We start from the raw sequence: 25,073 nt of genomic DNA, 5'->3' as shown, positions 1-25,073 counted from the left end.
TCACTACCGATGGAAATGTATTTTCGAAAGACAATTATTGCTTTGTTTATATGTATAACTTTTTTTAAGCTGAATGCACAAGAATTACCTACACAAAAATACAATCAATTCGAATATTCATACATTGTTGATTATGCAAAAGATACCTTGTCAATAAAATTAGAGAATCCTCTACATTGCCCATTACGGATTAATTTTTTTTCGAAATATTTAAAAGAAAATGAATTGATTAAGGATACCCTAAAAATTTTATTGAATGAAAGATCTAAGCGTGAAATAAAATTTTTCATACCTAATTTAGATGTAAAAAAATTTAATTACAGTTATTTTCAGGCTCTGGGTGACGATAATAAAATAATTAAAAAAAACATTCTTGCTTTACCCTTTCCCAAAGGCAAAAAATACAAAATAATGCAGGGAAATAATGGGAATTTCACCCATAATACTTCCTATTCGCGTTATGCAGTTGATTTTGATATGAAAGTTGGTGATACCATTACTTCTGCAGATGATGGTTTTGTTGTAGGAGTCATAAAAGACTATGAATTTGGAAAAAATGACAAAAAATGGGAGAATTTTTCTAACTTTATTACAGTTTATCATCCTCAAAGTGGTCTTTTTACACAATATGCACATTTAAAGAAAAATGGAAATCTTGTGAAAGTGGGCGATTTTGTGAAACGCAATCAACCCATTGGTTTAAGTGGAGAAACCGGCTATGTTTCTGGTGCTCATCTTCATTTTAATGTTTTAATTCCTGAGAGAAACAAAACGTTAGTTTCTGTACCTTATTATTTTGAAAATGGAATTTATTCTGAAAATATCTATAAAAATCAGAAGATTAAAAATAGAAAGTAAATTATTGAATTAGCATAATTAAAAACACAGGTATTCGTCTGTGTTTTTTTAAATTACAGAGTAAAAAAGATTTCAGAGAATGTCTTTGGTGTAAAAATAGATAGTATTATAAAATCAACCAAAATCATTTCTGATATGAAATCAAAAAACAACTTAGAAAAAAGAAGTCTTAGAGGAAAAACTGTCGTTATTACCGGTGGAAGCAGCGGTGTCGGAAGAGCGACTGTAGAAGCCTTTGCATTTGAAGGCTGTAATATTGTTATTGCCGCCAGAGGCGAAAAAGCATTAGATGAAACGGTTCTTTTATGCAAAGACTTAGGAGTAAATGCAATTGCAGTGCCTACAGATGTTTCCGTATCTGAAGAGGTGGAAAATCTTGTAGAAGCTGCCGTAAAAGAATTTGGCAGAATAGATATTTGGGTAAATAATGCAGGAGTTATGGCAAGCGGTAAATTCGATGAAATACCGATGGAAATACATGAACAGGTGATAAAAACCAATCTTTTTGGATATATGCATGGAGCTTATCATGTCCTAAAATTGTTCAAAGAACAGAACGAAGGCATTCTTATTAATAATATTTCTATTGGAGGATTTATGCCGGCTCCTTACAGTGCAGTTTATTCTTCAACCAAATTCGGGATCCGCGGAATGATGGAATGTCTCCACGGGGAAATTTCTGAGTTTCCAGAGATTTATATTGCCAATCTTTATCCGCAAATTCAACGTTCTACAGGAAATATGCATTCTGCAAAATATTCTGGTTTAGATTTTAAAATTCCTCCATTTGCATCAGATCCTAGAGATACTGCAGATAAAATTGTACAGCTTGCGAAAGAACCTAAAAAGGATTTGTTCCCAGACTTTACTTCATGGCTGTTAAAAAATGTTTATCAGGCATTTCCTAAAACAGTTATTAATACTGCTTCTGCTGGAATGCGTCTTATGATGAAACTTAAAAATGCTCCGGACGATCCGGGTAATGTTTTAGAAGAATCTTCAGAACCACATAGAATTTATGGAGAAACATCACTACCCGTTCCTGGAAAAAAAACAAAAATTGCTATGCTAACAGGTTTGGGCTTAGGATTAGCATTCATGATTATCAAGGCAAATAGAAAAAATTATTAAATAAAAAAACTTCTTTTTGGAAATTTTCAAAAAGAAGTTTTTATAAGTAAAAATATTCGAATAATTATACTTTCATAATCTCAGCTTCTTTCACTTTAAGATGATCGTCGCAAAGTTTTACGTATTTATCGGTAAGTACTTGGATATCTGCTTCAATATTTTTAATAAGATCTTCAGAAACTCCTTCAAGTTTTTTAAGATCTTTCAATCCGTTTTGTCTAGCATTTCTTACAACAACTTTTGTATCATCCGCTTCTACTTTTGCCTGTTTTGCAAGATCTCTTCTTCTTTCTTCGGTTAAAGGCGGAACATTCAGAATAATATTTTCACCATTATTTGAAGGTGCAAATCCTAAGTTTGAATTGATAATTGCTTTTTCTATTGCTCCAATCGCTGTTCTGTCCCAAGGCTGAATAGATATTGTCATGGCATCCGGAACAGATACATTGGCAACCTGATTAATTGGTGTAGGAGCTCCGTAATATTCTACCATTACATCCTGTACCATTGTTGTAGAAGCTCTACCAGCTCTGATTTTTTGAAATGCATGATCCAAATGCTTAAGAGCAGCTTCCATATCATGCTTTACAGATTCTACGATAAGATCTAATTCTTCCATTATGATAATAAAATTTGATAAATTACACATTTGATTTTTGATAAGTAATGTCTAAAACTTAATATAAAATACCTAAACTGTTATATTTAAGTTTTTCAGTATCAATACAAAGACTAATTACAAATCAACTAATGTTCCAATATTTTCTCCTTCCACAATTTTAAGAAGGTTTCCATCTTTATTCATATCGAATACAATGATGGGAAGTTTATTTTCGTGGCTCAAAGTAAAGGCAGTCATATCCATTACTTTAAGATTTTTTTCATAAACCTGATCAAAAGTAAGTGAGTTATATTTTACTGCATTTTCATTCTTTTCAGGATCGCTGTCGTAAATTCCGTCAACTCTTGTTCCTTTCAGAATAACATCCGCATCAATTTCAATAGCTCTTAATGTTGCAGCGGTATCGGTTGTAAAATAAGGATTTCCGGTTCCTGCACCGAAGATAACTACCCTACCTTTTTCTAAATGTCTTACTGCTTTTCTTTTAATAAATGGTTCTGCAACTTTATCCATTTCAATGGCAGACTGTAGTCTTGTTTTAATTCCTGCATCTTCCAAAGCTCCCTGTAATGCCATCCCGTTGATAACTGTGGCAAGCATACCCATATAATCTCCCTGAACCCTATCCATTCCCTTAGCTGCTCCTGCAACACCACGGAAAATGTTTCCACCTCCAATCACAATGGCAACTTCACAACCTGAGTCTACTACTTTTTTAATTTCGTGGGCATACTCGGTAAGACGATCATTATCTATACCGTATTGTCTGTTTCCCATTAATGCTTCACCGCTCAGTTTAAGAAGGATTCTTTTATATTTCATTTTAAATTCTAAAAATTTATTTCAGATAAATTGGTCTGAAAAATTAACTCTGCAAATATAATCATTATAAATATTGAAAAAAGAAAAATATTTGTAGATAAATATTGATGTAAATATTTTGATACATAGCAAAAAGAATTATTTTTGCATTAATTATATACTGATTTGAAGAAATTATTACTATTTCCACTATTTCTTTCAGGAATTGTTTCATTTGCACAGAACGGAACAAATGTTTATCCTTTTCTAAATATCCCTGTTTCAGCAAGACAGGCGGCTTTAGGCGGAGATGTTATCAGCATTAGAGATCAGGATGTTTCTTTTGCCATTGCCAACCCCGCATTATTGAATAAGGATTCTCATAACCAGCTTTCTGTAAATGCAACAGCTTATCTTGCAGATTCTAAATACGGGACAATTGCCTATGCAAGAGATCTTGATAACGGGCACATGGTAACCCTTAATGCTAGATACATGAATTACGGAAATATCCCCAGAACTGACGAAAGTGGTTTCGAAATGGGCGAATTTTCGGCTTCAGATGTTGCTGTGGGTGCAGGTTATGCTTTTCAGTTTGAAGAAGACTGGACAATTGGTGGAGGATTAAATTTTATTACTTCAAAAATAGATACTTATACTTCTTCTGCAATCTCAGGAACTGCGGGGATTACCTATCATAGTAAAATAAATAAAGAAGTCGCTTCTGTTGTTCTCCGTAACTTTGGCTATCAGTTGAAATCTTTTAATGGAGAAAGAGAAAACCTCCCCTTCAGAATAGATTTGGGTTACACAAAAATTTTAAAGAATTTTCCTCTTGCCGTAACTTTAACTGCTCACGATTTGCAGAAATTTGATATTTCTTCAGATTATAATATCAACGATCAGAAAATTGGATTCGGAAGAAAAATTGCCGACCACTTTTCTCTAGGAGCAGAACTTTTCCCGGAAAGGAACTTTAATATCAGATTGGGATATAACGTTAGACGAGGAAGTGAACTTGCTGTTTTGGATCAAAGAAATTTTTCCGGAATTTCAGGAGGTTTTGGTATTAAGGTTTCCAGATTTAGAGTAGATTATGCACATGTTCGTTATCATAATGCTTCTAACGTAAATCAGATTGGGATTTCTATAGATCTTAACCCACGCCACGCAGATTAACATCATTATAAACATAAACAATACTTGATTTTTTCATAAAAATTCTTGAAATTTGTACTATGAAAAAACCGGTAATTGCCATAGACGGCTACTCTTCTACAGGAAAAAGTTCTATATCTAAGATTATTGCAGAAAAACTTGGGATTGTTCATCTGGATACGGGTGCTTTATATCGTGGGATCACTTGGTTTGCTTTGCAGAATTGCCTTGATAAAGAAGGCGAGATAGATTTAAATAAACTTTTCAATTCTTTGCAGTCCATTAAGCTCGAATTTAAAAGAGAAAATGATGAGCTGGTTTTATATGTAAATGAAATTAATGTTTCTAAAGAAATAAGAACGGCTGAAGTTTCTGACCATGTAAGTTTAATTGCTAAACAGAAAGAAGTAAGAGATTTTTTACTGGAAACACAAAGGTCGATTGCCCGAAACGAAGGAGTTATTATGGATGGAAGAGATATCGGAACGGTAGTGCTTCCCACAGCAGATTTTAAGTTTTTTCTTACTGCAAGTATTAAAGAACGTACCAAAAGAAGATATGAAGAACTTCTTTCATTAGGTTTGCCGGCAGATAGAAATCAGGTAAAAGAAAATTTAATCGAAAGAGACCGCATCGATAGTGAAAGAGAAATTTCACCGCTAAAAAAAGCAGTCGATGCAATTGAGATAGACAACTCCAACCTAACAAAATCTCAAACCATTGAAGCAATTTTGTATCATTTGAAAAAAATTAACGATTTTTATTAATTATTAAAACTAATTGGTATGTTAATTGCAATTTTACTTACCAGATAACTATTATACTAACCATTAAAAAACAAAAAATGTCTAAAAAAAATAATACAGCAGGTATTTTAGCAGGACTTTTAGCGGGTGCTGCAGCAGGTGTAGTTTTAGGAATGCTTTATGCTCCTGAAGAAGGTAAAGAAACGAGAAAAAAAATTAAGAATAAGGCGGATGATCTTAAAGATCAGGCTAAAAATAAATACGGAGAAGTTTCTGAAAAAGTAAAAGATCAATACCAGAATATTTCTTCAACTTTTAAAGAAACAGCAAACAATGTAGCCCATACAGTAAAAGATGGTTACGATAAATACAAAGATCAAATTGTATCTAAAACTACAGATATGGTGAAAGATGTAGAGTCTGGTTTGAATGATCTAAAAAATTAATATTTAATTTTAAATTAAATAATAAAAAGGAACTTTTGTAAATGAGTTCCTTTTTTTATAACTTTAAAAAAATAAAAGGATGATTGAAACTATAAAAGAATATGCATCTAAAAGAATAGATCTGCTGAAAATTGAAGCAACAGAAAAATCTTCTATTTCTGCAGGAGTTATTGCCTATCTCGTTATTTTGCTGGTAGCTTTTGGCTTTTTTATCATTCTTTTTAATTTTGGCTTAGCCTTTCTTGTAGGAAAAGCTCTTAATGATAATTCGCTGGGATTTCTTATCATTGCAGGATTTTATATGCTTATCATGATTATTGTTGTGGTTTTCAAGAAAAAAATTGTTAAGATGGTAGCGAATAAAGTAATTGAATTTTTAAATCAGTAAACTATGGGGAGAAACTACGAAAGTCTGGAGGAACTCAAAAGAAAAAAGAAACTCCTGAAAGAAGAAATTAATGATTTGGAGGCTCTTCTTACCTTTAAAAATACCAAAGAAAGTCTGAGTGCTTTTACCAATGGTCTTACAGATCAGTATTTGCAGGAAAAAGTAGATGACGATGGAGAAGAAAAAACAGTATTGAGAAAAGACGTTATTGCCAAACAAATTACATCTGAAGTAAAAGATCTTTTTCTAAGTAAAAATACCGCCATGGGAATTGCAGGAAGTGCAATGAAAGGTGACGCAATAGATGCAGTTGTAAAACTTGCTGTAACGGCTTTTGTTGCCAATTATGCAAAGAAAAATTTCCGAAGTTCTAACTGGAAAAAGAAAATGTTGGGTGCTGCACTTATCTATGTTGCACCAATGGCACTAAAATTTGTCCGTAAAAAATTGGAAGCATATCAAAAATCTAAAAGTGTTTCCAGCATGGAACAGCTTATATAATTCTTTTGGGGTGTTTTAGAGTTGTTAATTTTGTAGTTTAAATAACGGTAATAATTCTAAAACACTCAAATTCTGAAAAGTTGCCCTAAAATAATTCCGGCAGCCATAGAAACATTTAAGCTTTCCGTAGACTGAGATTTTCCAAATCTAGGTATGGTTATTTTATTATGCAACAAATTTTCGGTTTTCTTGCGCATACCATTGCCTTCATTTCCTAAAATTAAATTTACTTTTTCAGGTTTTTCGAAACTGTATATATTTTCACCATCCATATCTGTTCCTATATTGGTATTCTGCGTTTCAGAAAGATATTTCTGCAGGTTGCAATAATGTATTTTAACTCTTGTAAAAGAGCCCATTGTTGCCTGTATCACTTTTGGATTGTAAAAATCTACGGTATCTTCACTACAAACAATCTGCTCAATCCCAAACCAGTCAGCCAATCTTATAATGGTTCCTAAATTTCCAGGATCCTGAATTCCATCCAAAACCAATTGAAAATCTTTATCCATAAACTCATCCTCTTCTAAAAGATGACAGACGGCAATAGAATCTTTTGGAGTTTTAAGAAAACTTATTTTTCTAAGTTCATTTTCAGTAATATGGGTGAACTTCACATCATCGGAAAAAAAAATGTTTTCCTGAGTAGAAAATATTTCCTTAATTTTAAATTTAGAATTAGAAAGTTCGAGGATAGTTTTATTACCTTCAACCAAAAACAAGTTGTATTTTTGTCTGAACTTTTTTTTATCTAAAGATTGTAAAATTTTAATTGTATGAGCGGTAAGCATTTTAAAAATTCTCCTCAAAAGTATTATAAAATAATATCATTTGCAACATTTGTAGGATTACTTTATGCGTGCAGTACCACAAAAAAAGTTCCGGACAGAGAATATTTGCTTACTGAAAACAATTTTGAATTTGAAGATACAAAACAGTTTTTTGATGATGAACTGAAAGACTATGTTCAACAAAAGCCTAATAAGAAGCAGTTGTTATTTCTGCCTTTGAGTCTTATGTGGTATAATGCTGCCAATCCTAAGTATGACACTTTACTGAATGAATATATGACGTACCCAAGCGAAATGAGAAATCAGAAGCTTAGGGATTCTCTTTTCATTAAATATAATATGCGTAAAGATATTGGGAAGAGTCTTTTTATGGACAGGCTTTATCACAGTTGGGGAACTCCGCCGGTTATATTAGACCAGACAAGAACTGCGAAAAGTGCACAGCAAATAGGAAATCGCCTCACGTATAGAGGATATTGGGATGCTGAAGTAAAATATACTCAAAAACTAGACTCAGCCAATAAGAAAGCAAGTGTAAATTATTCTATAAAGCACAATTTACCTACCACCATTCAGGAATATTATTATAACATTCCGGATGCAGGAATTAAGGATGTTTTCAGGCAGAATATCAATAGCAGTTTGGTAAGAAAAGGTCAGACGCTTGACCAAACCGTTTTGGAGAAAGAAATTGCCAGAATTAATGAAATGATGAGAGAATATGGGTATTACCGCTTTAATGCAGGCAATGATGAAGTAGGTTTTGTAGCAGATTCACTCAAAAGCAACAAAAATATACCTCTTGTTTTAGAAATTCATAAAGATTCTCTTGACAGACCTTACAAAAGAGCAACATTTGGAAATATAGATGTCGCAGTTGTTCAGCGTCCGTCAGATTTTCCACGTCGTACTGTGAAAGACAGTCTGCGTAAAATAAGATTTCATAAAGTTGATGACCAGTACAATACTTCTTCTCTTTGGAGAGCCATTATTGTTGAAAATGGAACTCAATACGATCAGAAGAAATTAGATTTAACCAAAAGAAATCTTGTAGCAATGAATAATTTCAGTATTCTTAAAGCCAAAGATTCTTTAAGACAAGGTGGATTAAATTCTCCTAACGATAGTATTGTTGATGTTTTTTATCTACTAAAACCTTTGGATAAATATGAACTTAAATTAGGGACTGATCTTAATTATTCTCAGCTACTGAATTTTGGTATTTCACCATCCGTAGATCTTATTACAAGAAACGTTTTTGGCGGTGCCGAGAACCTTACCACAAGTGTTGCCGGAACTTTTGGGTCTATAAAAAATCCTAAAAATCTGGATAAAAGAATTTTAGCTTACGAATATTCTGCACAGGCTTCATTAAGTTTTCCGAGATTGCTGTTACCTTTCAGTTATTATAAGCTCATTCCAAAACGATACTCTCCTACTACTTCTATAAATTTGGGAGCATCGGTTCAGAACAATATTGGTTTGGGAAGAACCAACTTTAACAGTGGATTAAACTATTACGCCAACGTAAATGATCAGGCATCTCACAGGTTAACTTTGTTCAATACATTATTCAGTTTAACCAAAAATAAAGACAGTTATTATGATTTTTTTGTGAATGATAATAACGTTAGACAGACTGTTTTTGACGACTACTTTATTTATAATCCGCAGTTAAAACAAGAGTTCGATTCCGGAGAATTAACCAGAGATCAGGTTTCTGAGAAAATTATGACAGATGATGGCTATCTGAATACGCTAGATAAGAAAAAAACCGATGATTTATTGGCTTTCCGTGGAACATTGGTTAACAAAGACAGGCAAACTCAGAACGTCCTTATTTCTTCAATGATTTATAATTTTATTTACAACGAAATTGGAAAAAAAGATTATCCCAATGCATTTTACTTCAATGGTAAAGTTGAGTTTGCAGGAAATATTCCAAGTTTATTCAACCAAAAAAGAAATGATGGCGGAGGAGTTTTAAGAAGTCCGGAAAGAACAATTTTTGGCATTCCTTACGCTCAGTTTGTAAAGTTTGATTTTGATGTAAGAAAGTATTTTAAATTTAATGGTAATCAGACATTAGCACTCCGTCAGTTCATAGGTTTAGGGATTCCGTACGGTAATTCTTCCACAATGCCTTTTGTTCGATCTTACTTCAACGGAGGAGCAAATGACATTAGAGCCTGGGTTGCTTTTGGAGGTTTAGGACCTGGAGGTTCACAAATCGACGAGAAAGTAAGAACTTATCTAATGGGAAATATTAAACTTACAACGAATATCGAGTACAGAATTCCTTTTACATCAATGTATGAAGGAGCCATATTTACAGATATTGGTAACGTATGGAACACTGAAGATAATGGTTTCGACGATCAGTTTAAATTCAATCGTTTTATTAAGGAAATGGGGATTGGTAGTGGCGTTGGTTTAAGAGTAAATATTGCCTACATCACTTTAAGACTAGATTTAGCTTACAAAATTTACGATCCAAACCAAATAGAAACAGAAAGATGGAGATTCAGTAAAATTCAGCCCTTAAAACCTACTTTAAATATTGCTTTTGGATATCCTTTCTAATCAGGAGATATTCCGAAAATAAAACAAATTACCGCAAAGACCCGCGCTGCAATTTCGCGGGTTTGGTTTCGGTAATAACTCTCTGGTTTAGAAACATCCTGTGCATCAAACCCCAAAGCATTCATATTATTATTTCTGGCAAAAAAGAGTGCTCTCAGATTGTGAAATCCTTGCGATACAATAATAACATTGTTCTTTTTATATACATCTTTGCAGCGTAAAATACTTTTATAAGTGTTAAATCCTTCGGGATCTTCAATAATAATATCTTCGGGAACACCTTCCTGATAAATAAGATAATTTTTCATGGCTGCAGGTTCATTGTAGCCTTTACTTTTTTCGCCACTTACGATTATTTTTTTTATTTTTCCGTGATGATAAAGCAATGCTGTAGCATCCATTCTTTTGGTAAAATAAGGATTGGATAAGCCTGAACGCATTTTCGGAGACGTTCCCAGAACCAAAGCAACTTCCCGTGGCGGAATTTTTGAGATTTTATTATAAGTTCTTCCACCGGTAACCCCAAAAACCCAAGCATTAGAAAGACATACCAAAAGAAAAACGATTTCTATGGAAGCAGTAATAAATTTGTATATGTTTCTGAGTATTCTCAATTAAAATCAAAATTAAGCTTTATTTTTTTACTTTTAGCAATTGCCATACATGCTAATATTTTACCTTGAGATTCTTCTTTTTCGGTTAAATATTCATTTTCCAGCAATTCTACTTCTCCTTCTTCCAATTGGCATTCGCAGCTTCCGCAAATGCCCGATTTACAGGAGTATGGAACTGGGAAATTTTGTAAAAGCAGCGTTTGAAGAATCTTATTACGGTTGTCTTCAATAATAGTTTCATAATTCTTCCCTAAAAGTTTGAACGCTACTTGAATATCGGTAATAAGTGGAAATTCTTTTTCAACAGGATAAATATCGCTGTTAAATTCTTCGAATAGCTCAAAATGAATATTTTTTTTCGGAATACCGTGATGATAACATGCGTTTGCCAGAGATTTTATCATCTCCCCTTTTCCGCAGATTAATACTTCATCTACTGCATCCCAAATGGTAGATTCTTCATCTGTATCATCCAAATGTAAAATCTGATTAATGATTAAACTCAATTTTTTTTCGTCTAATCTTCCAAAGAAAAAATGGTTTGAAGTTTTTTCCTGAGAATAAAAATAGAAAACTTGAAAACGGTTTTCATATTTCTTGGCTAATTCGTCGAGTGCTTCGCGGTAAGCAATATGTTCGGAGCTTTTATTTCCGAAAAACAGGAACAAACGTGTTCTGGGTTCTTCATGCAGAATATTTTTGAAATGGCTTAAAATAGGTGTTATCCCAATTCCAGATGCAAAACCAACAATAGTCCGGAATTCGCTGGGCTTAGAAACCAATGTAAATCTTCCCGCAGGTTCACTTACCAGTATTTTATCGCCAGAATTATAGTTTTCAAAAATATAAGCCGTTGCACCATTTTCAGAATTAATTTTAATTCCTAAGGTGATTTTTTTTTCAAAAGGTGCAGAAGTCATGGAATAATCATTGATGATTGTTTTACCATTAAAATCGAATTTCAGACTTACAAACTGACCTGCTTCAAAAGTAAATGCATCTTGTAAATTCTCAGGAATTTCGAATTCGATAGAAAAAGTATTTTTGGTAAGTTGTTCCTTTTTCTTTATTTTTAACCAATGAAACTGTGTAAGTTTCCCTTTGTAGATTTGCTGTTCCATACTTCATTTCAAAAATAATAAAAAATTATCATGATGACGTTATATGTGGCTTTACTTTAGAAGAAATTTAGAATGATTTTTCTTCTTAATAAAACGGCAAAATGAAATAAACTACACATTAACAGTATTCTGACCTTCTGGGTATGAATATAATTAAATCTAAATATGAAAAAAATAATATTATCCGCATTTTTAGCAACTGCATTATTCAACTGTAAAAAGCAGGTTGAAAACAACGAAGAAAAAAAATCGGTAGAAGATTCTGTTACTACTTCAAAAACTGAAAATGCAAAAACTCCACTCAAAGCACTTTCAATTCAAGAAATGAATAACTATCTTCAGAAGAAAAACGATACGCTTTATGTAACGAATTTTTTTGCTACCTGGTGTGGACCATGCGTACATGAAATTCCTTTTTTCAAAAATAAAATTCAGGAACTAAAAGGAAAACCTGTTAAAATTACTTTCGTGAGTCTGGACAGTAAAAGTGAATGGAATACCAAAGTTCCTCAGTTTACAGATGAAATGGAAATCCGAAACAATACAGTTTTATTGGATGGAGAACTTATTGATCAAAAATTTTTCTCCGATAATTTTAAGGAATGGACAGGCTCTGCAATCCCTTTTACTTTCATGAGAAAAGGCGATAAAACCGATGAAACTCTAGGGATGATGTCTGAACAAGATTTAAACGAAAAAATTGAAAAATTGTTGAATTCTAAATCAGAAAAAAAATAAATATTTGTTGATTTATATTTTAAAAATATATATCAACTCTGAAATGCATTTATTTACAAGTTAGCTGTAATTTCATAAAAACCATCCACAAAAAAATTTCAATGAAAGAACTAATTGAATTAACAAATTCAGAAAATTTCTCAACGCAAGGTTTTACATACTTAAAACAACTAAATTTTGATGCAGAAAATTCAAAAGTTGAATTGAGAATTACTTTAATAGACGAATCTGAGAAAGAAAATGATTGGATTATAAATGCAGAAAATACAGTTAGTTTCAAAAATTTGGATTTTGGAAATTTAATGCCATATTTAAAAATTAATGTTTACGAAAATCACCCTTTAATTTCATTAGTTCAAAGTCCTGAAATTCAATGTAAGTTAAAAGGAATTCCAAAGAACAAATTTGAATTTCTTGGCAAATTTTACCAAATGATAGAAAAAGAATTAGGGTTTTGGAAAAATATGCACGATTTCATTTGGAATACAGAAAGTCTATTTGTCAAAAAAGAAATTCCTGAAAATATGAAAGAATTTATGACTTATGAAATAGAAACTGAATATATAAACTTACCAAAAATTCTAGTAAATCCATTTAGTAAGCTTTGTGAAGAAGAAAATATTACTTTAGAAATAGAAAATGAATTTTCAACTGAACAAACTGACATCAAGATTCTAATATTTGGAAATGAAATTGTAAGTCCCGATAATTTCAACTTGAATCAACCATACATAATTGCTGAAAACTTCTATGCAAACAAAAGAAACTACAGCTAACAAGGTATTGGCAAAACGCGGGGTTAAGCCTGAATTAAAAATTTTATCATTTTTAGTCACCGCTATTTTTTCATTCCACAATTTTTTTTAGTTTAGTTCCACGAAAAAAATATCGGCTTCGTTTGGTCTTTCTTGAACTAAAGTTCTTCGAATTCCCGCACTTCGCCAATACTTTTTCCGTATTTTGCAATTAAAATATGTCTAAAAAATTCAAAATCCTGTTTTTGGTTTTGCTTGTTGCCATTATTTTCGCATCAATTATTAACCTCAATACAGGATTTTTAAATTTAAGTTTTAAGGATTTTTTTTTAAATTCGCCCAATAGTGATATCGCTGAAATACGAATTAACCGTGTTTTGGTTATGCTTTTGGCGGGAATTTCTATTCCTACATCGGGTTTTCTTATGCAGGAATATTTTAGAAATCCTTTAGCAGGACCAGATATACTAGGAATAACCTCGGTATCGAGTCTTACCGTAGCTTTTTATATTTTTTTTTCTCAAGACATTGTTTTACCAGATTTTCTGCAAAATAGCTTTCTCAGTTTATCGGCTGTTGCAGGAAGTCTACTTTTAATGTTGATACTTTTATCTGCTTCGAAGAAATTTCAGGATAAATCTTATCTTATTATTTTTGGTTTTTTAGTTTCCGCTTTTGCAGGAGCTGTTGTATCTCTTCTTCAGTTTTATGCAGAAAATCAGAATCTTAAAAACTATATACTTTGGTCTTTCGGAGCCAATAATATGGTGACGAGAAACCAAATATATGTTTTAGGAATTTTGGTATTGTTAGGTTTGTTTTTCTCTTTCAAAACCATTAAACCATTAATCGGAAACTCTTTAGGCTCATCTTACGCTCAAAGTCTAGGAGTGAATTTGAATAGGCTTAAAATGCTGATTATTGTTTCTTCCTCCTTTCTTTCAGCATCCGTAACTGCATTTTTAGGTCCAATTTTGTTTATCGGAATTGTAGTGCCGCATTTTTGCAGGTTAATTTATAATCCCGCCAAAATTTGGCAGCAATGGATTTTGAATATGTTATTGGGAATGCTGATAATGGTATTTTTTTCAATTATCGCGGAAAAAAGTCATATTCCAATCAATGTAATAAGTTCGGTTTTCGGAATTCCGGTAATCTTAATGATGCTCTTAAAGCAAAATAAAGCTTAAAATTACTTTATAATTCCATCTTTTACAACCTCTCCAACCTCAATTTTTTCTTTTACTTTGATAAAATTCGGATCTAGAATTGCCATTCTTTCTGCAATAGCTTTATAGGTAGGAAATTTCAAAATAGAGGCTCTACCTGACATTTCACGGTACAAAGTATATGTCTTTCCGTTTGCAGTTTTTAATTGTTTTGTAGTCGTAATGTATTTCCCAATATATTTGCTTTTAGCATCATAAATTTCTATATCTACAAAAGTTTTATCTGATATGGTATCTTCGGAGCCAAAACTTACAGGTAAATTAGTAAAATAGCCAACAGGAACTCCATTGCTGAGAATTTCTCCTACATTATTTACCGTAATATTAAGTTTATCTATTTTTGACCTCGTAGTATATGCTTCTTTGGTCTTATTATCTAATTTTCTTTTAGGATTGTTTTGAAAGAGTTCATCCAGATTTTTGATATTGATTCCTCTTTCATCGATGATTTTTAATGCTTTAAAGCAGGTATATACAGCAGACTTTTCTTCGCCCGAAAATGCTGATGGAGAAATATAATCCAGATCTAATGTTTTCTCTCTGTTGTAAATTCTGTTTAGCTTAATATAGCTATCTCTTACCGAATCTACTATGCTTTTATCTACAAACTTAACAGTGAAAATAGGAGTTTCTTTTAAATCCATAAAAGTATATTCTCCGGATTTATAGAGCATTTTCGCAACATGAACCCCTTCTAGACTTACAATTCCTCTTTTTATCTTTATATTTTGCCCATAGAAAAAACTAGAGATTATTATTAAAAAAAATAAAATACCTTTCTGCATACCACTCAATTTTAGACCACAAAAAAAAGTGTAACAAAGTTACACTTTCCTGAAAATATATTTAGCTTTATATTTAATTATTCGCAAAGGATAATTCCTTTATCATTATTAAATTCTATTACACCACTTTTGATAGGATAAGAAAAAACAGAATCTTTATCATTTTCCTTAGTAAAATGCTTAGCATAAGCTTCATCAATAGAATTGGTAAACAATTTCACTTTTCCACCCACTAAAGAAGAAACAATACCTGCGTGATCTTTCATAATATGAAATTCACCATTTTTACCCGGAAGCAAAACAGAATTTACATTTCCTTCAAAAATTACGTATTCTGGCGTTAAAATTTTTATATTCATTAGTTTAGATTTAAAGATTTCAGATTTCAGATTTCAGACAACGTTAAAGTCTCATGTCTTGAATCTGTAATCTTGTGTCTAATTTGTTATGCGTTATCCGCCAACATTTTTTGTCCTGCTTCAATAGCTTCTTCAATGGTTCCTTTCAAGTTGAAAGCAGCTTCTGGTAAGTGATCTAGCTCACCGTCCATAATCATGTTGAATCCTTTAATAGTATCTTTAATATCTACCAAAGATCCTGGAATACCTGTAAACTGTTCTGCAACGTGGAAAGGCTGAGATAAGAATCTCTGAACTTTTCTTGCACGGTAAACTACCAATTTATCTTCCTCTGAAAGTTCTTCCATACCAAGAATAGCGATAATATCCTGAAGAGCTTTATATCTCTGAAGAATTTCTTTCACTCTCTGTGCACAGTTGTAATGCTCTTCTCCAATTACTTCCGGAGCTAAAATTCTAGACGTAGAAGCCAACGGATCTACAGCCGGATAAATACCTAATGAAGCAATTTTTCTATCTAATACCGTTGTAGCATCTAAGTGAGCAAATGTAGTTGCAGGAGCCGGGTCAGTTAAGTCATCCGCAGGTACATAAACTGCCTGTACAGAAGTAATAGATCCGTTTTTAGTTGAAGTAATTCTTTCCTGCATCGCACCCATTTCAGATGCCAAAGTTGGTTGGTAACCTACTGCAGATGGCATACGACCAAGTAGTGCAGAAACCTCAGAACCAGCCTGTGTAAAACGGAAGATATTATCTACAAAGAAAAGTACATCTCTACCTTGTCCTGTTTCTCCACCGTCTCTATAATATTCAGCTAATGTAAGACCAGAAAGGGCTACTCTAGCTCTTGCTCCTGGTGGCTCATTCATTTGTCCGAAAACGAAAGCAGCTTTAGAATCTTTCATCACTTCTAAATCTACTTTAGAAAGATCCCAACCGCCGTTTTCCATAGAGTGCATGAAATCGTCACCATATTTAATAATACCAGATTCTAGCATTTCTCTCAAAAGGTCATTTCCTTCTCTCGTTCTTTCACCTACACCGGCAAAAACAGAAAGACCTCCGTGTCCTTTTGCAATATTGTTAATTAACTCCTGAATTAATACTGTTTTACCAACACCTGCACCACCGAACAAACCGATTTTACCTCCTTTTGCATAAGGTTCAACCAAGTCGATTACTTTAATACCTGTAAATAAAACTTCAGCAGAAGTTGAAAGTTGATCAAATTTAGGAGCTGGTCTGTGAATAGGAAGACCACCTTCTTTAGAAATATTTGTAAGCCCATCAATAGCATCACCAACAACGTTGAAAAGTCTTCCGTTTACAGCTTCACCAATTGGCATTGTAATAGGATTACCATAACCAACTACTTCCTGACCTCTTGTAAGACCATCTGTAGCATCCATTGCGATACATCTTACAGTATCTTCACCTATATGCTGTTCTACTTCTAATACTACTTTTTCACCGTTTCCTTTTGTAATCTCCAAAGCGTCATAAATGCTAGGAATTGCTTCCACATTTGAGAATACTACGTCGATTACAGGACCAATAATTTGAGAAATTTTTCCTTTAATTTGGTTTGCCATTGCTAAATTTTTTCTTGGTGCAAATATAATTAATCTTATCAAACCCACAATTGCTAAAAAAAAGATTTTTATCATACTTTTCAAACAATTTAGCAATATAACAATCTACCAATTTGCCAATAGATTTTTCATTATCATATCTTATTTATTTACGTTAGAAGATTGTTACACTTTTGCACTGATACATTGTTACATTTATTAGTTATATTTGCAGTCAAAAATTTTTCAGGTTGGAAGTTTTCAGAAATTTTAGTGATTATAACTCTCAAAAGCCTTTAGCATTATCTTTAGGGATGTTTGACGGGGTTCATCTTGGGCATAAGTGTATTATGGATGAACTTAAAAAAATAGGTTCTGAAAACAATTTAGAAACTGCTGTTCTCACTTTCTGGCCACATCCAAGATTTGTTTTTAAGCCTGACGAAAACTTGCAGCTTCTCAATACATTAGAAGAAAAATCTTTATTGATGGAGAAATATGGCATCAATAATTTATTTCTGAAAGAGTTTGATGAAGAATTCAGAAATCTTACGGGAGAAGAATTTGTAAGACAGATTTTAGTTGAAAAATTAAATGTTAAATATTTAATTATCGGTTACGATCATTCTTTCGGCAAAAATAAAAGCGGAAATTTTGAACTCCTCCAAAAATTATCCAAAGAGTTGGATTTTGAAGTGGAACAGATGGAAGCGATAAATATTCATGAAAACAACATTAGTTCTACCAAAATAAGAAAAGCTTTATTGGAAGGCAATATTTTGGAAGCTAATGAAATGCTGGGTTACCACTACTCTGTTTCCGGAACTGTTGTTCACGGGAAAAAAATAGGCAGAACCATCGGGTACCCAACTGCCAATATTGAAGTTGAAAATTTAAAATTACTTCCTAAAAAAGGTGCTTATATTGTTGAAGTTTTTGTAAGAAACCAAAAATATAAAGGAATGTTAAGCATCGGTACCAATCCTACTGTAAATGGGGATAAATTAACTGTTGAAGTTTATATTTTAGATTTTAATGAAGATATTTATGGTGAAAATATTACCGTAAAATTCCGAGATTTTCTTCACGAAGAAATAAAATTTGAAGGTCTTGAAAAACTGATTGAAAGACTGGAGGAGGATAAAAGACTGACCGAAGAATTTACTTTCTAGAAACTCTTGTTTATTCCCAAAATAACATGACGAGGAATTAATCTTTGAGTATATAAGCTCTCACTAATCGAAGAAATAGAATATTGCTGAATACTATTTGAATTTAAAAGATTATTTCCCTGAATAAAAATGCTCATATTATATTTTTTTGAGGTATAATTTGCTTTAATATCCAGAAACTGAGTCGTTTTTTGGTTGGTATTTCCGAATTTATAATATTCCAGGAAAGATTCTATTCTCAATTGAGGATTTACAGTAATATAAAGATTAAAAAAACCTTTCTCATTGATGTATTTATTAGAATTTACTTCAGAAGAAATGGTATTGAAAATCCATTCGTATCCTAATTCATAGTTTACCCATTTTGTCCATCCAGATTTCATTTCGAAACCCGCTTTCCAATTGATAAAATTTGTGTTAATTAATGGTTGGTTGTTGATGCTGTTTTCATAATTAGACTGCATATAAGAACCCAAAAGACTCAACCTGGATTTCAAAAATTTTAAATATTTTCTTGCTTCTAAATTTGAAGACACTGTACTGCTATTCTTTACCAAAATAGTTTGATTGAAAGTATAATTAGGATTTACAATCATATTATTAGAAAGGTAATCTTCGCTTCTGAAATAATTAATATTAAAATTAAGGTATTGAGACAATTGATCTCCTAAATTATAAGCAAAACTAAAATTATAGTCTGGTAAAACGATAAAATCTGTATTATTTCTTCTGAAATTTCGGCTTCCTTGATAGATATATTGGGTATAAACATCGTTTATTGAAATTGTTGAAAATCGTCTACCAGCATTGATATTAAAATTTCCTGTTTTTAAGTTTTGATAACCAACATTGGCAGTCGGAGAAACATAAAAGCCATCATTTTTATTTTGATTTAAATCTGAGTGAATTATTTGATTCAAAATTGAAAAACCATAATTCCACTTTTTATTTTTCTTCGAAAATTTTAATTGTCCGAAAGCTGTATTTTGAAGATAGTCTGTCTGATTGACAAACCCAGAATGATTGAAATCTACGGCTATATTATCGGAATTAAAAACCTGTAAATCTGATTGTAAAAAATCTTTGCGATACTCGTTACCAATTTGTATTTCCAGATTATTTTCTTCGGAATATTTTTTTATAAAAGATAATTTTACACCACCAAAGTTCATTTGAGAATTAATGGTTTGATTTACTTTTTTTGCGTCTGGATTATTAAGTATATGAGAAAATACATCGTTTTCATCGGTAAAATTATATGGTCTGTTTTGGAAAATATATCTTCCCACTGCCACAAAAGCTCTAGAAGAGTCTATTTTTTTTGTATAGCTGATTCTATTTTCAGTGGCAAATAATTCATTTTTCCCGATTTGATTATTGAGCTGTTCATTAAAAAGGAAAATATTGTTATTATTTTCATTTAAAGAAGAAATTTTATTGTAAAACTGAAGATTGGCATTTTTTTTAAATTCTTTAGAAATTTCTATTTTTCCTACAATGTTTCTATTGTTCTGCTTCCATGTTTTTTCTTCATTATTTACGAAATCCAGTCCCTGATAATTAAAACGATTATAAGAAGTAATATAATTACTGTTTTCAATTTCATTAAAAATGGTTACAAACTTTAGTTTCCAATCTGTTTCGAAATTATAGATATAATTAACCGAAGCTAGCCTATCGTTATTAAAATTAGTACGTTTATCATTAAAATGAAAGTTTTTCTGGTGCAAATTTACGGTAGAAAGAGTATTTATATTGGTTCCTACATTTTCTACATCATTTTCGGAACTGGGATTAATGAGATATTCTACTCCATTCATTTCATTCAGTCCAGAATTATTGGCATTCAACAAGAAATAAACTTTCTTTCTTTTGGTGAAATTCATAATATTGAGTTTTCCCTGCCTCATATTCTCTTTGTAGCTGGTGGAAGCCAGTATAGTATTTCCAAACCATTTTCCTTTAGCATCTTCTTTTAAAGTAAGATTTAAAGCAATGCCTTCAGAATTCTCTATATTTTTGAGTAGCTTATTCTTAGAATAGTTTTTAAGCACTTGGATCTTATCTATAGGCTTTGACGGCATATTTTGGGTTAGCGTTTGATACCCTTTTTCGAAAAGGTCATCATTTTCTACCATCACTCTCGAAACTTCTTTATTACCGAATTTTATCTTACCATCATTAAGAACTTTAATTCCGGGCATTTTTTTCAATAATTCTTCCACATTTTGCTCGGTTCCGTTCGAAAAACTTTTCGCAGAATATTCAATCGTATCTTTTTTTATTTTAATGGGTGATGTTCTGCTAATTACAACCTCTTTTATTTCTTTTACTTTATCCGTCTCTAGAGTTATCGTTTTAAAATCTACATTTTCTCCTCTTTTGATGATTGAAACAGAATATTTTTTAGTAATAAAACCCATTGCAGAAATCTGCAGATTAAAATGACCAAACTTATCTGTATTTAATAAAAAACTTCCGTCTTTATTACTAAAGACGAAAGTTATAATATTATCTTGTGTATCTGTAAGAATCACATTAGCTCTCGAAACGGCTTGTTTATTTTCAGATACTACTAAGCCTTTAACCTCTGTTTGCGCAGAAATTTTTAAGAATAATATAGAAAAAAGCAAAAACAGGTACTTCATTAAGGCTTTTTAGGTTCTTTTTCCCATTCAAAAGATATTTCAGGAAGTAATGACCTAATTGGTACATCAGTATAGTTCGTATTTAATGGCATGCTTGATATTTCTTCTCTTTTTCTTTCATTAAGCCAATTATTATCATAAGAAATTTCTTCCTTATATGGAATGGCAGATGATTTAAATTGTAAATAAAATTTATCTATTCGTTCATTAAAAATTTTTGAAACCATTTTATTCTGTACTATCGAAATTGCTGTTCCTGAAAAAGTTTTTTCTTTATCAGAATAGCTTAATATTAGGCCGGGAAGTCCTGAAAACTTCCATGGAAAATAATTTCCAGGTATTTCTGTAGTAAACCAAACCTCATATTCTCTTCCTCTAAAATTAGTGGTAGCATTTCTGCATTTATATCCTAATATGTCTTTTGTATCATTTTTTAAATCCCATTGCATTTCTGGATATACATCTTCGCTAAAACCACCTTTGCCTAATTTTAACTTAGCGGCATATGAGAGTGATTTATACATTTTTTTTGAAGAGAATTCAAAATATGGATTAATATCAATTTTTTCATTTCTAAAGACATTTTCTTTTTGATTCTCAGTTATTTTAGAATAAAAGAAAATAGATTTTGATTCATCACCAACTAAAGTGGAATAAATAGAATTTCTCATTAGCATCGATCATATTGAACAACTAAAGTTGAAGTATGATTTTGTGCCTTTAGAAATGAAATAAGTAATATAAAAAAGAAAAAGTATGTTTTCACATTTTTTTATTACGGGTTAACATCAACAGAAGCTTGCAATTGTTTGATTGCTCTTTATCAACTGGTACAACAAAACAATTCCTGAAATTCCTTCTGTTAAAAACAGTCCTATGATATTTTTTTTCATTCTAATAAATTTTTAAAGTTAAATAAATTTGTGTTTAAATCATTTTTGCACTTTGTTTCAACATTACAAAGCAAAAAAAAAAAATAAATTACACAATAGTAATTTTGATTTTTTTTAAGCATAATATTATGTTAAATAGGTTTTTTTTGCTATTATCTAATAAAAAACACAAAAATAACAGAAATTTTGCAAAAATATCATCTTATGAATCTATTTTTTATTTTCAGATACTAAATACTTTAACCTTTGTTTGTACAGAAATTTTTAAGAATAATATAAAAAATAAGACAGCTCTTCATTATTGCTTTTTAGGTTCTTTTTCCCATTCGAATTCCTTTTCAAAATCTAATTCTCTTATATGAGACTTAATAATATTTGTGCCTAATGGAGAACTAGCATTACGTTCGCTTCTTCTTTCTAACAACCATTTATCTTCATTTTCTATATCTTTCTGATATTTTATAGCAGAATTTTTATATGTTGAAAAATATTTATCAATTTTTTCCTCAAATTCAACCGAAGGATTTTTATTTTGAATTACAGAAATTGCCTCAGATGTAAAAAGTTTTTCTTTATCAGAAAAACTTAAAATTACACCAGGTAATCCTTCAAATTTCCAAGGAAAATAATTCCCGGGTATTTCTGTGGTAAACCAAACAGTATAATCTCTTCCCCTGAAAGAAGTATTAGCTTTTTGACATTTAAATCCTAAAATATTTTTGGTTTCAGTTGAAATCTTCCAAATCATCTTAGGATAATTGTCTATACTCAATCCACCTTTTTTATAATATTCTCGAGAAGAAAAACTAAAAGATTTATAAATTACATTCTCTTGTCCATTATTAATAAATACAAAATAGGGATTGATATCTAATTTATTATTAGTAAATATATTTTTTATATCATCTTTTACATTAGAATAGAAAAAAATTGTTCTAGATTCTATACCAACCATAATTGAATACATTTCATTTCCCATTAATTTGGATTCGTACTGAACTACCAAAGTATTTCTGTTATTTTGGGCTGTAATGAATAGTGTTGATAAAAATAGGAATAATACTTTGAAGAACTTTTTCAAAATCTAATAATTTTTAATGATAATTCTATTACTTCTTTCTCAGCGAATAAAACCGAGATAAATCCTGTTGATAAAAACAGTCCTTTAATATTTTTTTTCATTCTAAAATTTTTAAAGTTAAATTAATTTGTGTTTAAACATTTGTACACTTTGTTTTGACATTACAAAGCAAAAAAATGAAAATAAATTACACAATAGTAATTTTGATTTTTTTAAATATAATATTATGTTAAATTGTTTTTTATTGCGATTATCTAATGAAAAATATAAAATAAACAAAAATTTCGCAAACCTATTATTTTGTGAATCTACTTTTTCATTTTCGGAAAAGCTTTAACATCTGTTTGCACAGAAATTTTTAAGAATAATATAGAAAAAGCAAGCACAAGTATTCATTAAGGTTTTTTAGGTTCTTTTTCCCATTCAAAGGACAATTCGTATTTTAGTTTTCTCAATGGTTCATTATCATCTAAAAAAACGGTTCCTCTAGGAAAGGATGACCTAATTTGTTCATTAAGAGTCTTTATATTTTTGTTTTCAATCTCCACAAAATTCTTATACTCAATTGCTCTATCTTTATAAGCAAAAAAGTTTTCAATAACTTTACTGAATTGATAATCAGAATTAAGTATTATTTTATTTGCAGAATATTCAAATAATCCTAAATTATCTCTTGCTTCCAAGATTAAACCAGGTAAACCATAAAACTTCCAGGGTCCAAATTGTGTAGGAATTTTATCTGTAAACCAAACTGTCCAAATTCTTCCTCTGAATTCTGTTTGAGCCTGTTGGCTTTTGTATCCCAAAATAGTTTTAAAATTATTTTTTAAACTCCAATTAAAATTGACTTTATCAGCTGTTATATAAACAGAATTTTTAATCATATCATATTTATTTTCATAAATGATATTGTCTTCTGCATCGTGTTTAACAATTTCATCAACATTTTTTGAAAAGTCTTGTCTTGTAAAATCTTCAAAATCAATTGGCTGATAAGGCTTATCTTTATATAAAAATGGCGTAAAATAAATTTTCTTACTATCATTAAATAACAAAAACACATCTAAATTATTGGTCTCATTGTAGCCATTACTCGTTTTTAATATATATTGAACAAAATTTATTTTATTTTCTTGTGAAAAAAATAAATTTGAAATGAAAACTAAAGAAATTAATAATCTCATGAATAAAAATGATTTGTTACAATAAAGGTTAAAAAAAATATTGTATTTAAAATTTTACTTTTAATAAATAATGAAAATATTTTTATTCAAATTTTTAAGGTTAATTCCATTCGAAAGTCTTTTCTATACAATATTCTCTCAAATTTATATTATCATAAATTGCACCTGGTGCACTATTAGCTTTTATCATTTCATGTAAGTATAGCAAATATTTATTTTCTTCTTCAATAAATCTTTTATAAGGAATAATGTTATTTTTATACTTCTCAAAAAAATCTTCTAATAAAGGAGGTATTGGTATTTTGCTGTTTAGGAATATTTTGGTTGCCTCAAACTTAAAAAATTTATTTTGATCTGAAACTTCTAAAATTAGTCCTGGTAAACTATTGAACTTCCAAGGTCCCTTATCTATAGGAATATCTTTTGTAAAATACACATCATATTTTCTACCTCTAAATACTATAGATGCTTTTTGACAATTATATCCTAAAATAATTTTAGTGTCATTAAGTATTTTCCAGTTAAAATTGGGTAAAGAATCTGAAACGAGAGCTCTTTTTTGTGGGAGAGAAGTTTTATATTCTATGAGACTATTATTACTGATAAATTTTAGATTAAAACCTTTCTTTAAAATAAAATCTTCATTGAATTTTAAACTATCTAATGTTGCATTGTAAGTAAAGTAAAAAGTCTTATCTCTTCCAATAATTAAATATTGTTTTTCTGAGGTTGGCTCACCACCATCAAAAAATTGATAGTTATATTCAACAATAGTATTTTGTTGTCCAAAGAAACTAGCATTACAAATTACTGATAGAAGAAAAAAATAAAATGTCTTAATATTCATGATATTTTCAAGTTATTCTATATTCCCAATCATATTGATATACGCTCA

The 25,073-nt window shown here is 30.7% G+C and carries 25 protein-coding genes; 12 read left to right on the top strand and 13 right to left on the bottom strand.

The window, feature by feature from the left end:
• Positions 1–225: 225 nt before the first annotated feature.
• Both MTP08_RS06425 and MTP08_RS06420 read left to right on the top strand, forming a co-directional pair.
• On the top strand, positions 226–858 hold the full coding sequence (locus tag MTP08_RS06425) for a M23 family metallopeptidase (RefSeq protein WP_243577571.1): 633 nt from the start codon (positions 226–228) through the stop codon (positions 856–858).
• Between the two features lie 135 nt (positions 859–993).
• Complete coding sequence (locus MTP08_RS06420; RefSeq protein WP_243577570.1) at positions 994–1,989, top strand: SDR family NAD(P)-dependent oxidoreductase; 996 nt, start codon at positions 994–996, stop codon at positions 1,987–1,989.
• 64 nt (positions 1,990–2,053) lie between these two features.
• Here the strand turns inward: MTP08_RS06420 and frr are convergent, their stop codons facing one another.
• Positions 2,054–2,608: a ribosome recycling factor gene (gene frr, locus MTP08_RS06415; RefSeq protein ID WP_243577569.1), complete on the bottom strand. Its 555-nt coding sequence runs from the start codon at positions 2,606–2,608 to the stop codon at positions 2,054–2,056.
• A 117-nt stretch (positions 2,609–2,725) separates the two neighbouring features.
• Positions 2,726–3,433, bottom strand: coding sequence for a UMP kinase (gene pyrH, locus MTP08_RS06410; RefSeq protein ID WP_209390994.1), 708 nt, complete (start codon positions 3,431–3,433; stop codon positions 2,726–2,728).
• A gap of 165 nt (positions 3,434–3,598) precedes the next feature.
• On the opposite strand from pyrH, the gene porQ reads away from it, so the two are divergent.
• The 5 genes from porQ to MTP08_RS06385 all read left to right on the top strand — a co-directional run bounded on the left by porQ (position 3,599) and on the right by MTP08_RS06385 (position 6,651).
• Complete coding sequence (gene porQ / locus MTP08_RS06405; protein ID WP_243577568.1) at positions 3,599–4,591, top strand: type IX secretion system protein PorQ; 993 nt, start codon at positions 3,599–3,601, stop codon at positions 4,589–4,591.
• Positions 4,592–4,650: 59 nt separating this feature from the next.
• A complete protein-coding gene (gene cmk, locus MTP08_RS06400; RefSeq protein ID WP_243577567.1) occupies positions 4,651–5,337 on the top strand; it encodes a (d)CMP kinase in 687 nt (228 codons plus the stop codon).
• Between the two features lie 77 nt (positions 5,338–5,414).
• On the top strand, positions 5,415–5,762 hold the full coding sequence (locus MTP08_RS06395; protein ID WP_209390997.1) for a YtxH domain-containing protein: 348 nt from the start codon (positions 5,415–5,417) through the stop codon (positions 5,760–5,762).
• A gap of 79 nt (positions 5,763–5,841) precedes the next feature.
• Positions 5,842–6,150, top strand: coding sequence for a phage holin family protein (locus MTP08_RS06390; RefSeq protein WP_209390998.1), 309 nt, complete (start codon positions 5,842–5,844; stop codon positions 6,148–6,150).
• Between the two features lie 3 nt (positions 6,151–6,153).
• Positions 6,154–6,651, top strand: coding sequence for a phosphoribosyl-ATP pyrophosphatase (locus tag MTP08_RS06385; protein ID WP_209390999.1), 498 nt, complete (start codon positions 6,154–6,156; stop codon positions 6,649–6,651).
• Positions 6,652–6,716: 65 nt separating this feature from the next.
• On the opposite strand, the gene MTP08_RS06380 is transcribed toward MTP08_RS06385, so the two are convergent.
• Positions 6,717–7,442, bottom strand: a complete 726-nt coding sequence (locus MTP08_RS06380) for a TrmH family RNA methyltransferase (protein ID WP_243577566.1) — start codon at positions 7,440–7,442, stop codon at positions 6,717–6,719.
• Between MTP08_RS06380 and tamL the strand changes: the two genes are divergently transcribed.
• Positions 7,428–10,025 carry a translocation and assembly module lipoprotein TamL gene (gene tamL, locus MTP08_RS06375; protein WP_243577565.1) on the top strand — a complete coding sequence of 866 codons (2,598 nt, stop codon included), beginning with the start codon at positions 7,428–7,430 and terminating at the stop codon, positions 10,023–10,025. The two genes, MTP08_RS06380 and tamL, sit on opposite strands and share 15 nt — an antisense overlap.
• On the opposite strand, the gene MTP08_RS06370 is transcribed toward tamL, so the two are convergent.
• Complete coding sequence (locus MTP08_RS06370; protein ID WP_243577564.1) at positions 10,022–10,639, bottom strand: SanA/YdcF family protein; 618 nt, start codon at positions 10,637–10,639, stop codon at positions 10,022–10,024. The two genes, tamL and MTP08_RS06370, sit on opposite strands and share 4 nt — an antisense overlap.
• Positions 10,636–11,760, bottom strand: coding sequence for a ferredoxin--NADP reductase (locus tag MTP08_RS06365; RefSeq protein ID WP_243577563.1), 1,125 nt, complete (start codon positions 11,758–11,760; stop codon positions 10,636–10,638). Before MTP08_RS06365 ends, MTP08_RS06370 begins: the two co-directional genes overlap by 4 nt.
• A gap of 165 nt (positions 11,761–11,925) precedes the next feature.
• Here MTP08_RS06365 and MTP08_RS06360 point away from each other — a divergent pair, with 165 nt between their 5' ends.
• The 3 genes from MTP08_RS06360 (at position 11,926) to MTP08_RS06350 (ending at position 14,443) form a co-directional block, all read left to right on the top strand.
• A complete protein-coding gene (locus tag MTP08_RS06360; RefSeq protein WP_243577562.1) occupies positions 11,926–12,498 on the top strand; it encodes a TlpA family protein disulfide reductase in 573 nt (190 codons plus the stop codon).
• Positions 12,499–12,599: 101 nt separating this feature from the next.
• On the top strand, positions 12,600–13,274 hold the full coding sequence (locus tag MTP08_RS06355) for a hypothetical protein (RefSeq protein ID WP_243577561.1): 675 nt from the start codon (positions 12,600–12,602) through the stop codon (positions 13,272–13,274).
• 197 nt (positions 13,275–13,471) lie between these two features.
• The gene (locus tag MTP08_RS06350; RefSeq protein ID WP_243577560.1) at positions 13,472–14,443 is read left to right on the top strand and encodes a FecCD family ABC transporter permease; all 972 of its coding nucleotides are present in this window, start codon (positions 13,472–13,474) and stop codon (positions 14,441–14,443) included.
• Between the two features lie 2 nt (positions 14,444–14,445).
• On the opposite strand, the gene MTP08_RS06345 is transcribed toward MTP08_RS06350, so the two are convergent.
• From MTP08_RS06345 to atpD, 3 genes are all read right to left on the bottom strand, one after another.
• Entirely contained in the window at positions 14,446–15,267 is an 822-nt protein-coding gene (locus MTP08_RS06345) for a hypothetical protein (protein ID WP_243577559.1), read from the bottom strand.
• A gap of 77 nt (positions 15,268–15,344) precedes the next feature.
• Entirely contained in the window at positions 15,345–15,626 is a 282-nt protein-coding gene (locus MTP08_RS06340) for a F0F1 ATP synthase subunit epsilon (protein WP_209391121.1), read from the bottom strand.
• Positions 15,627–15,712: 86 nt separating this feature from the next.
• Positions 15,713–17,221 (bottom strand): F0F1 ATP synthase subunit beta, encoded by a 1,509-nt coding sequence (gene atpD, locus MTP08_RS06335; protein WP_209391122.1) that lies wholly within the window; start codon positions 17,219–17,221, stop codon positions 15,713–15,715.
• Between the two features lie 230 nt (positions 17,222–17,451).
• On the opposite strand from atpD, the gene MTP08_RS06330 reads away from it, so the two are divergent.
• Positions 17,452–18,372 carry a bifunctional riboflavin kinase/FAD synthetase gene (locus tag MTP08_RS06330; RefSeq protein ID WP_243577558.1) on the top strand — a complete coding sequence of 307 codons (921 nt, stop codon included), beginning with the start codon at positions 17,452–17,454 and terminating at the stop codon, positions 18,370–18,372.
• Here MTP08_RS06330 and MTP08_RS06325 read toward each other — a convergent pair.
• The 5 genes from MTP08_RS06325 to MTP08_RS06305 all read right to left on the bottom strand — a co-directional run bounded on the left by MTP08_RS06325 (position 18,369) and on the right by MTP08_RS06305 (position 25,025).
• Positions 18,369–21,020, bottom strand: a complete 2,652-nt coding sequence (locus tag MTP08_RS06325) for a carboxypeptidase-like regulatory domain-containing protein (protein ID WP_243577557.1) — start codon at positions 21,018–21,020, stop codon at positions 18,369–18,371. The two genes, MTP08_RS06330 and MTP08_RS06325, sit on opposite strands and share 4 nt — an antisense overlap.
• The gene (locus MTP08_RS06320; RefSeq protein WP_243577556.1) at positions 21,020–21,691 is read right to left on the bottom strand and encodes a GLPGLI family protein; all 672 of its coding nucleotides are present in this window, start codon (positions 21,689–21,691) and stop codon (positions 21,020–21,022) included. The genes MTP08_RS06325 and MTP08_RS06320 overlap by 1 nt, the downstream gene beginning before the upstream one ends.
• Positions 21,692–22,211: 520 nt before the next feature.
• Positions 22,212–22,994 (bottom strand): GLPGLI family protein, encoded by a 783-nt coding sequence (locus tag MTP08_RS06315; protein WP_243577555.1) that lies wholly within the window; start codon positions 22,992–22,994, stop codon positions 22,212–22,214.
• 395 nt (positions 22,995–23,389) lie between these two features.
• On the bottom strand, positions 23,390–24,178 hold the full coding sequence (locus MTP08_RS06310) for a GLPGLI family protein (RefSeq protein WP_243577554.1): 789 nt from the start codon (positions 24,176–24,178) through the stop codon (positions 23,390–23,392).
• Between the two features lie 100 nt (positions 24,179–24,278).
• Positions 24,279–25,025 carry a GLPGLI family protein gene (locus tag MTP08_RS06305; protein WP_243577553.1) on the bottom strand — a complete coding sequence of 249 codons (747 nt, stop codon included), beginning with the start codon at positions 25,023–25,025 and terminating at the stop codon, positions 24,279–24,281.
• Positions 25,026–25,073: the final 48 nt, after the last annotated feature.

Source organism: Chryseobacterium oryzae, from assembly GCF_022811665.1.
GTDB classification, from domain to species: Bacteria; Bacteroidota; Bacteroidia; order Flavobacteriales; family Weeksellaceae; genus Chryseobacterium; species Chryseobacterium oryzae.
The sequence above is the reverse complement of the archived record's forward strand: the minus strand, read 5'-3'. Positions and strand labels throughout refer to the sequence as shown.